Source organism: Streptomyces sp. S3(2020) (assembly GCF_013044505.1).
Classification (GTDB): domain Bacteria; phylum Actinomycetota; class Actinomycetes; order Streptomycetales; family Streptomycetaceae; genus Streptomyces.
In genome coordinates, this window is sequence record NZ_JABERD010000264.1 from 1 (window position 1) to 11,785 (window position 11,785).

Annotated in this window: 10 protein-coding genes; 3 read left to right on the plus strand and 7 right to left on the minus strand. The window is 72.3% G+C overall.

From position 1 onward, the window contains the following. The first annotated feature begins 413 nt into the window (after positions 1-413). Positions 414-953 (plus strand): hypothetical protein, encoded by a 540-nt coding sequence (locus HLK59_RS43680; protein ID WP_171147230.1) that lies wholly within the window; start codon positions 414-416, stop codon positions 951-953. Positions 954-1,080: 127 nt separating this feature from the next. On the opposite strand, the gene HLK59_RS43685 is transcribed toward HLK59_RS43680, so the two are convergent. The 6 genes from HLK59_RS43685 to HLK59_RS43710 all read right to left on the minus strand — a co-directional run bounded on the left by HLK59_RS43685 (position 1,081) and on the right by HLK59_RS43710 (position 8,139). Then, positions 1,081-1,590 carry an O-acetyl-ADP-ribose deacetylase gene (locus HLK59_RS43685; protein WP_171147231.1) on the minus strand — a complete coding sequence of 170 codons (510 nt, stop codon included), beginning with the start codon at positions 1,588-1,590 and terminating at the stop codon, positions 1,081-1,083. Between the two features lie 28 nt (positions 1,591-1,618). Continuing rightward, positions 1,619-3,028, minus strand: coding sequence for an NAD(P)/FAD-dependent oxidoreductase (locus tag HLK59_RS43690; protein WP_171147232.1), 1,410 nt, complete (start codon positions 3,026-3,028; stop codon positions 1,619-1,621). 214 nt (positions 3,029-3,242) lie between these two features. Further along, positions 3,243-4,088, minus strand: a complete 846-nt coding sequence (locus tag HLK59_RS43695) for an inositol monophosphatase family protein (protein WP_171147233.1) — start codon at positions 4,086-4,088, stop codon at positions 3,243-3,245. Between the two features lie 169 nt (positions 4,089-4,257). Further along, a complete protein-coding gene (locus HLK59_RS43700; protein ID WP_171147234.1) occupies positions 4,258-6,087 on the minus strand; it encodes a gamma-glutamyltransferase in 1,830 nt (609 codons plus the stop codon). Positions 6,088-6,379: 292 nt separating this feature from the next. Beyond that, entirely contained in the window at positions 6,380-7,039 is a 660-nt protein-coding gene (locus tag HLK59_RS43705) for a response regulator transcription factor (protein ID WP_171147235.1), read from the minus strand. Beyond that, on the minus strand, positions 7,036-8,139 hold the full coding sequence (locus HLK59_RS43710; RefSeq protein ID WP_171147236.1) for a sensor histidine kinase: 1,104 nt from the start codon (positions 8,137-8,139) through the stop codon (positions 7,036-7,038). Before HLK59_RS43710 ends, HLK59_RS43705 begins: the two co-directional genes overlap by 4 nt. 167 nt (positions 8,140-8,306) lie before the next feature. On the opposite strand from HLK59_RS43710, the gene HLK59_RS43715 reads away from it, so the two are divergent. Together HLK59_RS43715 and HLK59_RS43720 are read left to right on the plus strand one after the other, a co-directional pair. Next, positions 8,307-9,311, plus strand: a complete 1,005-nt coding sequence (locus HLK59_RS43715; RefSeq protein WP_171147237.1) for a carboxymuconolactone decarboxylase family protein — start codon at positions 8,307-8,309, stop codon at positions 9,309-9,311. Positions 9,312-9,461: 150 nt separating this feature from the next. After that, positions 9,462-10,118 (plus strand): hypothetical protein, encoded by a 657-nt coding sequence (locus HLK59_RS43720; protein ID WP_171147238.1) that lies wholly within the window; start codon positions 9,462-9,464, stop codon positions 10,116-10,118. A gap of 32 nt (positions 10,119-10,150) precedes the next feature. On the opposite strand, the gene HLK59_RS43725 is transcribed toward HLK59_RS43720, so the two are convergent. Continuing rightward, complete coding sequence (locus HLK59_RS43725; protein ID WP_171147239.1) at positions 10,151-11,707, minus strand: NCS1 family nucleobase:cation symporter-1; 1,557 nt, start codon at positions 11,705-11,707, stop codon at positions 10,151-10,153. Between the last annotated feature and the right edge of the window lie 78 nt (positions 11,708-11,785).

The following is an 11,785-nucleotide window of genomic DNA, read 5'->3' on the forward strand; positions in this document are numbered from 1 at the left end:
GGTGGGAGGCCGGGGGCCTCGATGGGAGGGGCGGCGCGGCTTCGCGGGTCCTACGACGCCGTCGCCCTGGCAGGCCTGCCGTAGGCCGTACTGGTTCCGGCGTGGCTGGCCGGGTCACCTCGCCGCCCCTCATGTACAGCAGTGGCTGCGGCTGGGCCGCGACTCCCGCGACCCTCGCCCCGTGGCTGTCGGTCGCGGTGCTCGTGCCGGTGTACGGCCGGGCCGCACCCCCTGACGGCGGAACGCGGGGCTGACACCCGTAAGGAGCCGGGTTCTACGGCAAAGTCCCTGGTCAGCGCTGCCGCGGCGGGACGCTCCCGCGGGTACGGGCGGTGTGATCGGTTGCGGGGTGTCGGGACGGTTCCCACCGTGGGCGCTAGAGCAGCTGCTTTCCGCGCGTCGAAAGGAACTCCATGCGCGCCCTAGTCTCCCGCGGTCTCCTCGTGCCGCCCCTGATCTGTGCCGCGCTGATCCTCGGACCGGCCGGCACCGCCGCCGCCGTCGGCGACGCGGGCCGAGAGGTGCCGGGCCTGAGCATCAGCGAGGCCGCCCCGCACTCCGCCGCCGGGACGGACACGCTCCTCGACCACGACGACGCGCTGGCGCCCCTCCTCGACACGGTCGCCGACGTCGGTGAGCTGGACGGCACCCGGCTCGACGCGGAGGCGGCGGCCGCGTACGCGGAGGAGCTGCGGGCCTGGAACGCCACTGTCCAGGAGCGGCTGAGGAACCTGGACAGCCCCGCCGACCGGTCCATGACCCGGGCGGCCGACCCCGTGGCTGACCTGCTGTCCTCGCTCACGTCCGCGGTCCAGGGCCTGATCAGCGCGTTGACCTCGCTCGACCTCGGCGGAGTGCTGAGCGCGGTCACCGGCCTGCTGTCCCCGGTGCTGGGACTGGTCACCGGTCTCCTCGGCGGTCTGCCGCCGCTGCCGGTGCCGCCCGTGGTGTAGACGGCTTCACCGGCCGGGCCGCTCGGAATCTCCGGGCGGCCCGGTCGCGTGCGTTCGCCCGCATCAGCCGACGCCCGCATCAGTCGACGCCCCCGTCAGCCGACGCCCGCATCAGTCGAGGTCCGCGTCAACCGACCTCTGCGGCGAACGCCCCGTACGCACCCTCGTCGAAGAGGACGAACCTGACCTCCTCGACCTCGGTCTGCGCGGCCCGTACCGTCGCCACGGCGATGCGGGCGGCGTCCTCCATCGGCCAGCGGTAGACGCCGGTGGAGATGGCGGGGAACGCGACGGTGCGGGCGCCGAGTTCGTCGGCGACGCGCAGCGATTCGCGGTAGCAGGAGGCCAGCAGGTCGGAGCGGTCCTCGGATGGGCTGAACACTGGTCCCACGGTGTGGATCACCCAGCGGGCGTGCAGATTCCCCGCCGTGGTCGCGACGGCACGGCCCGTCGGCAGGCCTTTGCCGTGGTGCGAGGCGCGGAGCCTGCGGCAGTCGTCCAGGATCGCCGGACCCCCGCGGCGGTGGATGGCGCCGTCGACTCCTCCGCCGCCCAGCAGCGAGGAGTTCGCCGCGTTGACGATGGCGTCAGCGGTCTCGCCGGTGATGTCGCCCTGGACGAACGTGATGGTGGTCATGTCTGCCTTCCTCGTGCCCGGCGCGCCCTCATGTCTGCCGCAGCCTCCGCCACACGGCCTTCGCCGCGTTGTGCCCGGACATGCCGTGCACTCCCGGGCCCGGCGGGGTGGCGGACGAGCAGATGAAGACGGCCGGGTGCGGGGTGCCGTACGGCGACAGGGAGAGCTTGGGGCGCAGCAGGATCTGTAGTCCGCTGACCGCTCCGGAGCCGATGTCGCCGCCGACATAGTTGGCGTTGCGGGCGGCCAGTTCGGGCGGCCCGGCGGTCGCGCGGGCCAGGACCAGGTCGCGGAACCCCGGGGCGAAACGCTCCAGTTGGCGCTCGATGGCGTCGGTGAGGTCCCCGGTCCAGCCGCTGGGGACATGGCCGTAAGCCCAGAAGACCTGCTTGCCCTCGGGGGCCCGGGTGGGGTCGACCACGCTGGGCTGCACGGTGATCATGAATGGTCTGTCGGGGGCCCTGCCCTCCCGGGACGCCGCGCGCAGGGCGGTGCCGATCTCGGCGGCGTTCGCGCCGATCTGCACGGTCCCGGCGGTGCGGGGCTCCGGCGCGGTCCAGGGCACCGGGCCGTCGAGCGCGTAGTCGACCTTGAACACGCCGGGGCCGTAGCGGTAGTTGTCGTAGTAGCGGCCGAAGCCGGCGATGCGGGCCAGCGCGGTGGGCGAGGTGTCGAAGATGTAGGCGCGGGCGGGCGGCAGGTCGTCGAGGCGCTTGACCTCGTAGTCGGTGTGGATGACGCCGCCGAGGTCCTTGAGGTAGGCCGCGAGGGCGTCGGAGATGGACTGGGAGCCGCCCCGGGCGACGGGCCAGCCGCGGGCGTGCGCGGCGAGCGCGAAGACCAGGCCGACGGCGCCGGTGGCGAAGCCGGAGAGGGGCGCCATGACATGCGCGACGAGACCGGCGAACAGTGCCTTGGCGCGCTCGTCGCGGAAGCGGCGCAACAGCCAGGTCGACGGGGGCAGACCGACGAGGCCGAAACGGGCGAGGGTCACCGGGTCGCGGGGCAGCGCGGTCAGCGGCAGCGACATGAAGTCCCGGACCAGGGTGTCCCATCGGGGCAGGAACGGCTCGACGAGCCTGCGGTACGCCCCCGCGTCGTGCGGCCCGAACGAGGCGGCCGTCTCGGCGACCGAACGGGACAGCACGGCGGCGGTGCCGTCGGTGAAGGGGTGGGCCATGGGGAGGTCGGCGTGCAGCCACTCCAGGCCGTACCGCTCCAGCGGAAGGGCGCGGAACGCGGGCGAGTTGATGCCCAGGGGGTGGGCCGCGGAGCACGGGTCGTGCCGGAAGCCCGGCAGGGTGAGTTCCTCGGTGCGCGCTCCCCCGCCGACGCTGTCGCGTGCCTCGAAGAGGGCCACGGAGAAGCCGCGGCGGGCCAGCTCCACGGCAGCGGTCAGTCCGTTCGGTCCCGCACCCACCACGCATGCGTCAAGCATCGACGGCACCTTCGGACCCCTTCGTCAGCCGATGGCCACTGGATCAGGATATGACGGGGCACCGTCAGTCCCGGGTCGCGGGGGAGTCGAGCGCAGCCGGTGTCCGCACGGTCACCGACGGTGGCGAGCTGTCGGCGGCGCACCGTCGGTCACCACGGGTGGCGCCTCAGCCACCCTCACCCACGCACCCTCACCCCTGCACACACCCCCCGCCTCAGACGCCGCCCGCGAGCAACCCCACGATCCGCCGCGCCGTCGCCGCGTCCCGTGCCGTGGTGAACGGCAGGGCGTTGCCGCCGGTGATGCGGAACGGCTCGCCGCTGAGTGTCAGATGGGCACCGCCCGCCTCCTCGACGAGGAGCAGCCCCGCCGCGTGGTCCCAGGCCGCCTCCCAGGAGAAGGCGGTGCCGTCCAACTGGCCGCGGGCGATGGCGAGATACTCCAGACCCGCGGAACCGCAGGCGCGAGGGGCGATGCCGTCCGTCCACAGCCCCAGCAGGGCGCGCTTCTGCTCGTCCGTCGTGTAGTCCGGGTGGGAGGTGGCCACTTCGAGGTCCCGGCCGGGCTGCGGCGGTCCGGCGAACAGTCGCTCGCCGTCGAGGAACGCGCCCTGGCCCCGTATGGCGGTGGCGAGTTGGTCACGGGCGGGCGCGTAGATCCACGAGGCGCGCAGCACGCCGCCCTGGGCGAGCGCGACCAGGGTGCTGAAGCCGTCCTCCCCGCGCACGAACTGCCGTGTCCCGTCGACCGGGTCGACGATCCAGACCGGGGCGTCGCCCCGTATCGCCTCGTACGAGGCCGGGTTGGCGTGCACCGCCTCCTCGCCGACCACGACGGAGCCGGGCAGGAGAGCGACGAGCGCCTCGGTGAGGTGCTGCTCGGCCAGCCGGTCGGCGTCCGTCACCAGGTCGTGCGGCCCGCTCTTCTCGTCGACCTCGTGCGCGGCGAGCTGACGGAAGCGGGGCATGATCTCGGCCGCGGCGGCCTTGCGGACCGCTTCCTCCACGTCGGCCGAGTGGCGGGCGAGAAACTCGTCGATGGTTTCCATGTCTTCGATCATGACTCCATGAGAGCACGCCCCACTGACAATCCCCACCCGATAGGTGGACTGTGGGTGGAATCACGCTGAATACCGGGATATAGGAGCACCGGCCGGGAGCGACACCGACGCCGTACCCAGGCGCCGCAGCCTCAGACGACCGCCATGAACTCAAACGACCGAGATGAACTCAGCGCCCCACCGCATACCCCTGCATCCCCCGCGGATTCGCCGCCGCCGAGAGGATCCCCGTCCCCGGGTCCCGGGCGACCGCGCACAGCCGCCCCTCCGACCAGGCGTCGCCGACCGTCACGTCGTGCCCGCGCCGCCGCAACTCCTCGACGACCCCGGCGTCCGTGCGGGCTTCCACCGTCACGCTGCCCGGCCGCATGCCGCGCGGGTAGAAGGACCCGGGGAAGCTGTCGTTGTGCCAGTTGGGCGCGTCGATCGCACCCTGGAGGTCGAGGCCCCCGCGCACCGCCGGGCGCAGCGCGACGGCGAGGAAGAAGTGCAGCTGCCACTGGTCCTGCTGGTCCCCGCCGGGCGTGCCGAAGGCCATGACGGGCACGCCGTCGCGCAGTGCGATCGACGGCGTGAGGGTGGTCCGGGGGCGGCGGCCCGGCGTCAGCGAGTTAGGCAGGCCGTCCTCCAGCCAGGTCATCTGGAGCCGGGTGCCGAGCGGGAAACCCAGTTCGGGCACGACGGGGTTGGACTGGAGCCAGCCGCCGCTGGGTGTGGCGGCGACCATGTTGCCCCAGCGGTCGACGACGTCGAGGTGGCAGGTGTCGCCGCGGGTGGTGCCGTCGGCGGCGACGCCGGGCTCGCCCGGCACCGGGGAGGCCGGGCTCTTGGCGACGGTGGGCTCCCCCGCCCCCATGGGGCTGAAGCCGGGGTCGTCCGAGGTGACCACGTGCGCGTGCGCGGACAGCCTTGGCGCGCGACCGCCGGGGCTGCCGGGCCGCAGTTCGTACGAGGCCTTGTCGCCGACCAGGGTCCGCCGTCCCGCGTTGTAGGCGTCCGAGAGCAGTTCGTCGAGCGGGACCTCGGCCGCGTCGCCGTACCAGGCCTCCCGGTCGGCCATGGCGAGCTTGCAGCCCTCGATCAGCAGGTGGACGTAGTCGGCGGACCCGTATGCGGGCAACTCCGCCGGTAGGAGGGCGAGTTGCTGGAGGAGCGCCGGGCCCTGGCTCCAGGGCCCGGCCTTGCAGAGCGTCCACCCTTTCCAGTCGTACGTCGCCGGGGTCTCGTAGGTCGCGGACCACCCGGCGAGGTCGTCGGCCGTCAGCGTGCCGGCGTGCCGCTCGCCGCTGGTGTCCATGGTGGGTCGCTGTGCCTGCCGTACGAGCGCCTCGCCGATGAACCCGGCCCGCCAGGTCTCCCGCGCCGCCTCGATCTGCGCGACCCGGTCGCCCGCCGTGTCGACCTCGGCGAGCAGTCGCTTCCAGGTGGCGGCCAACGCGGGGTTGCGGAACAGCTCGCCGGGCCGGGGCGCCCGTCCGCCCGGCAGATAGATCTCCGCCGACGAGGTCCACTCGGTCTCGAACAGCTCGCGGACGGTCTCGACGGTCGCCCCGATGTTCTCCACGGGCGCGTGCCCGTCCTCGGCGTACCTGATGGCGTACTGGAGCACCTCGGCGAGGGACTTGGTCCCGTGATCGCGGAGCAGGAGCATCCAGGCGTCGAAGGCGCCGGGGACGGCGGCCGCGAGGGGGCCCGTTCCGGGGACGAGGTCCAGCCCGAGCCCCTTGTAGTGCGCGACGGAGGCCCCGGCCGGGGCGACGCCCTGCCCGCAGAGCACCCGTACCTCACCGTCCGCCGGGGCGAGCAGGATCGGTACCTCCCCGGCGGGCCCGTTGAGGTGCGGCTCGACGACGTGCAGCACGAACGCGCCCGCCACGGCCGCGTCGTAGGCGTTGCCGCCGCTCTCCAGCACGGCCATCGCCGACTGCGAGGCGAGCCAGTGGGTGGAGGACACCATGCCGAAGGTGCCGCTCAAGGTGGGACGAGTCGTGAATCGCATACCTGTCCTCGGTGTTCGGGTACATCGACGGGCCTGTGCCAGAGCGAAACGGGCCCGCGGGGAGAATCTGGGGCGCGCCACCGACCGTCACCACCTGGTCGGCCGTGCTCGGAAGCCCGGCAGGGTGAGCTCCTCGGTGCGCGGGGGCCTCGGGGTGGGCCGGGTGGTGAACACGGGCGGGCTCCTCGCTGCGGGGGCGGCGCTGCGCATGATCGTACGAAGGAGGCCGTGCGGGCCGTGTGCCCGTCGTGTGGAGATGTCCGCTCATCCCCACCGCTCTCCCCACCGGGATTCACTCGCGCGCCCGTACCAACCCCGACTCATAGGCGAACACGACCAGTTGGGCCCGGTCCCGCGCTCCCAGTTTCGTCATCGCGCGGCTGATGTGCGTCTTGACCGTGAAGGGGCTGATGACCATGTGCGCGGCGATCTCCTCGTTGGTCAGCCCCCGCGCGGCCAGGGCCGTCACCTCGCGTTCGCGAGGGGTGAGGCACTCCAGGCCGGGGGCCGTGGCGCGGTCCGGGGGTCTGGAGACGAACTCGCCGATCAGGGTGCGGGTGACCGACGGCGACAGCAACGCCTCGCCGCCCGCCACCACTTCGATCGCCTGCAGCAGGTCCGCCGGGTCCGTGTCCTTCAGCAGGAAGCCGCTGGCGCCCGCGCGCAGGGCCTCGAAGACATAGCTGTCGTGGCCGTAGTTGGTGAGGATGACCACGCGTACACCGGCGAGTGAGGGGTCCGCGGCGATGTGGCGTGTCGCCTCGATGCCCGTCATCACCGGCATCTGTACGTCGACCAGCGCGATGTCGGGTACCTCGGCCCGCACCAGCGCCAGGCCCTGTTCCCCGTCGGCCGCCTCGCCGACCACCTCGATGCCGTCCTCGGCGTCCAGCAGGGCCCGGAAGCCGGCCCGCATCAGCGCCTGGTCGTCGACGAGCGCCACCCGGATCATCCGGCCTCCCCCACCGGCAGTTCGGCGCGCACCGCGAAGCCGCCCCCGGTGCGCGGTGCCGCGTGCAGGGTCCCGCCGAGCGCCGTCACCCGCTCCCGCATGCCGGTCAGTCCGATGCCGGGTGCGAAGGGCCGGTCCGGCGCGGCGTTCCCGTCGTCCTCCACGGCCACCGTCACCTGGCGCTCCCCGTAGGCGAGCCGCACTCGCACCTTGGCCGGCCCGGCATGCCGGGCCGCGTTCGTCAGCGCCTCCTGGACGGTGCGGTACACCGCTTTCTCGACCGTCGCGCCCAGTTCGCACTCCTCGCCCGTCACCGTCAGGTCCACCGCGAGTCCGGCGGCTCGCGCACGCTCCACCAGCAGTGCGGGCGTGCCGACGACCTCGTCGGTGCGCAGGACCTCCAGCGTGGACCGCAGTTCCCGCATGGCCTCGCCGCTCGCCTCCTGGATGGCCAGCAGGGCGGGCGGTATCTCCTCGCCCCGTTTGCGGGCGAGGTGCACCGCGACGCCCGCCTGGAGCTTGACGATCGAGATGCTGTGCGTGAGGGAGTCGTGCAACTCCCGGGCGATCCGCAGGCGTTCCTCACCGGCCCGGCGCAGCGCCGCCTCCTCCCGGGTGCGTTCCGCCTCCAGGGCGCGCTGTTCGGTCTGGCGCAGATACGCCTGCCAGTTGCGGTCGGCGAGGCCGGTCACCGCGGCGAACAGGAACCAGCCCGCGAGCAGCGCCGCGTTCTCCACGACGTCCCGGGTCGCCGGGCCCGTCGCCACGTACGCCGCCAGGTACAGCCCGCTCGCCAGGAGAGCCCAGCCTCGGTGCCCGACCCTGGCCGCCGTGTGCACGGCGGCCAGGACGGGGAGGGCGGCCGGCAGTCCGGGCTGCGCGTGCAGGACGTAGGCGGCGCCGAAGGCGGTCGAGACGGCCAGTACCGCCCGTGGGGCGGCCCGGTAGAAGCCCAGCGCGGCCGAACTGACCGCCACCAGCCCGTAGTCCAGCCATCCCATGTCCCCGTCGAAGGCGACCGTGGTCATCGCCAACGCGCCGACCACGACCGCCAGCGCCGCGTCGGCGAACCTGCTCTCTGTGACCATGTGCCCGCCCATGTCCGCACAGTAGAGGCCCGCGCCGACACCCGCGTCAGCCCTGTGGACAACTCTGCGACTACTCCCCCCGTAGTACACCGGGGGCTCGTCCCGCCCGGCCGACGCAGCGTCAACTCCCTTCGGACGTACGACGACCGCGGGCGCCGGCCCGGCGCACCATGCTGTCCATGTCCACACCCTTCCGCTACACCGAGCCACAGTCGCCCAAGGCGGCCACCGGTCGCGTCGCCGAGGTCTACGAGCAGCTCGCCCGTGAGTTCGGCATCGCCGAGCCGGTCACCTTCGTGGTCCTCTCCTCCGCCCCCGAACTCCTGGCCCCCGCCTGGGCGTTGATGCGCGAGTCGCTGATCGCGGGTCCCGGCAGCCGCACCGGCAAGGAGCTGGCGGCGCTCGGGGTGTCACTCGCCAACCGGTGCCCGTTCTGCGTGGACGCGCACACCATGCTGCTGCACGCCACCGGCGACCACGCCCTGGCCGAACGTCTCGCGCGCGGGGAGCGGCCCGAGGACGAGGAGCACGCGCGCGTGCTGGAGTGGGGGAAGCTGACCCGGGTACCGGGTGGCCTCGGCCCCGGACCGCATCCGTTCCCGGGCGGGCACGCCCCCGGCTACCTCGGCACCGCGCTCACCTTCCACTTCATCAACCGGATCGTGTCCGCGCTGGTGACCGAGAACCTGCTGCCGGGCAATGTCCAGCGGTTCCGCGCGGTCCGCAGCCTCGCGGGCCGCACGCTGGCCCGGACCGTACGCCGCCCGGCCCGCCCCGGCGCCGCACTCGCGCTGTTCGACCTCCCCGACCCCGGCGAGTCCCCCGCGTGGGCGGACGGCACGGCCGTCGGTCCCGCCTACGCGGCGCTGCTCAGGGCGGCCATGGCGGGTGGCGCCCTGCTCGACGCCGACGACCAGGACCTCGTGGAGGAGGTCATGCTGGACTGGGACGGAGCGCATCCGTCCCTCGCCCCCGACCCCTTCCCCGACCGGCGCGAGCGGCCCGGGGCCCGTCTCGCGCTGCTGGCCGCCCTCGCGCCGTACCGGATCACGGACGAGGACGTGGCCGCCTGGCGTCGTCCCGAACACACCGACGGTTGTCTGGTGCGCCTTGTCGCGTACGGGGCGTTCCTGGCGGTCGACCGGATCGAATCGGCGTTCACCCGCAACTCCGTGCGGACATAACGGGACACACGACGCGTCAGCGACGGGCCGCAGTCACCGCGCACACACGGAGCGAGTTGGCACTTCCGCCCCACAGGGAGTCGTGTGACACTGGCGTCCCGTCCGCAGTTCGGACACCTTCCGCACCGTCCCCCACGGAAAAGTGCGCCTGTGCGTTCCCTTCCTCTGCCGCTCGCCCTGACCGCGCGTCTGTCCCCGGTCGTCGTGCTCGCCGCCGCCGGCTGGTCGCTCTCCTCCGCCCCGGCCCCGAGTGCCGACGACGACTCCGCGCCGAAGGGCGGCACCACGCAGTCCGCCTCGGCCCCGGCGACGGCGGCGGCCTCGAAGGCGTACGCCGCCTCCCCCTCGCCGTGCGGCAGCATCGCCACGAAGACCGTCAAGTCCCTGGTGCCGGGCGCCAAGACGGCCGGCAAGGAGATCCCGTCGACGGATACGCAGCTCCGCCGCACCTGCTCCTGGAACGCCCTCAAGGGGTACGACTACCGCTGGCTCGACGTGTCCTTCGAGATCATGGACTCGGACGAAGCGGCGCAGAAGTCGTACAAGGAACGTACCGAGGAGAAGAGCGGCGGAGGGGACGTTCCGGGCCTGGGTGACCAGGGCTACTCGGTCGTGAACCTCACCACCGAGGACAAGCAGCAGACCCGCGAGGGCACGGTCGTCGTGCAGGCCTCCAACGCCCTGGTGATCGTCACCTACAACGGCAGCGACTTCGAGTCGAAGAAGGCGCCCGACACGGACGTGATCAACAAGGGTGCCATCAAGGCGGCGAAGGACGCGGTGGCAGCACTGGAGGGCGGCCGGTAGAACCGGCCGCCCTCCAGTGCTGAAAAGACCCGTCAGGCCTTGATGCCCTCCTGCGCTCTGCCCTTCGGCAGCATCAGCGCGACGTACAGCAGCAGTGAGGCGCCCAGGCCCACGGCCCAGCCGTAGTCGGCCAGCGGCTTGAGGAACGGAATCAGACCGTCGGTCGGGAACGGTCCCGTCTTGGTCCCGTCCGCGCCGACGGCCGAGTGCGATCCGCCGACCGCGAGGAGGCCGCCGACCAGGAAGGCGGCGATCGCCCGCCAGTTCCAGCCGTTGGAGTACCAGTAGCGTCCGCCGGGCGTGTACAGGTCCGCCAGGTGCAGAACCGTCTTCCGCACGATCCAGTAGTCGGCGATGAGGATGCCCGCGACCGTGCCGAGCAGACCGCCGACCACGCCGAGCCAGGTGAAGATGTAGAACTCGGGCGTGGAGATCAGCTTCCACGGGAAGATCAGGATGCCGACGACACCCGTGATCAGCGCGCCCGTGCGGAAGTTGATGAGCTTCGGAGCCAGGTTCGCCAGGTCGTACGCCGGTGAGACGACGTTCGCCGCGATGTTCACGGAGATGGTCGCCACGAGGACGATGATCAGCGCGAAGAGCAGACCGAAGGCGTTGTCCGCCTTGGCGGCCAGCTCGACCGGGTCCCAGATCGCCGTGCCGTAGACGACCTCGGAGCCGGAGGTGACCAGCACGGCGAGGATCGCGAACAGCGTCATCGTCGTGGGCAGTCCGAGGGACTGTCCCCAGGTCTGTGCCTTCTGGCTGGCACCGAAGCGTGTGAAGTCGGGGATGTTGAGCGACAGCGTCGCCCAGAAACCGATCATGCCCATGAGCGACGGGAAGAAGACCGGCCAGAAGTCCGGGCCCCAGCCCAGCTTGGACGGCTGGTCGAGCAGCGCGCCGAAGCCGTCCGCCTTGACCGCGATCCAGATCAGCAGCACGAGCGCGCCGACGATGACGAAGGGCGCGGCCCAGTTCTCGAAGTGCCTCAGGAAGTCCATGCCGCGGTAGATGATGGCGATCTGGAGCGCCCAGAAGAGCAGGAAGCACAGCCACAGCGGCCACGGGTTGCCGGCGATCTGTCCCGCGTTCTCCCAGTGCCCGCCGGTGAGCTTGGAGCCCAGCGCGAAGATGCCGCTGCCGCCGATCCAGGTCTGGATGCCGAACCAGCCGCAGGCCACGGCCGCCCGGATCAGTGCCGGGATGTTGGCGCCGCGCAGCCCGAAGGAAGCGCGGGCCAGGACCGGGAAGGGGATGCCGTACTTGGGTCCGGCGTGCCCGGTGGCCAGCATCGGGAGCAGCACGATGATGTTGGCCAGGGCGATCGTGAAGACGGCCTGCTTCCAGTCCATGCCGAGCGCGACCAGGCCCGAGGCCAGGGTCCAGCTGGGGATGCAGTGGGCCATGGAGATCCACAGGGCCGCGAAGTTGTACGTCGTCCACTTGCGCTCGGCGACCGGTACGGGACGCAGGTCCTCGTTGGCGAAGGGACTGTCGGCGGGGTAGGCCCCGGGGCTGAGTTCGATCCGGCCGTCGGGGCCGGCGGACTGGGATATCGGCGACCCCGTGGGGACTGTGTCGGTCATGGGCAGGCCAATCAGTAAGAGCGGGACGGGATAGGCCGTGCGGGGGCCGGCGGGGCCGGGGAACGGAGGGTGCCTGGG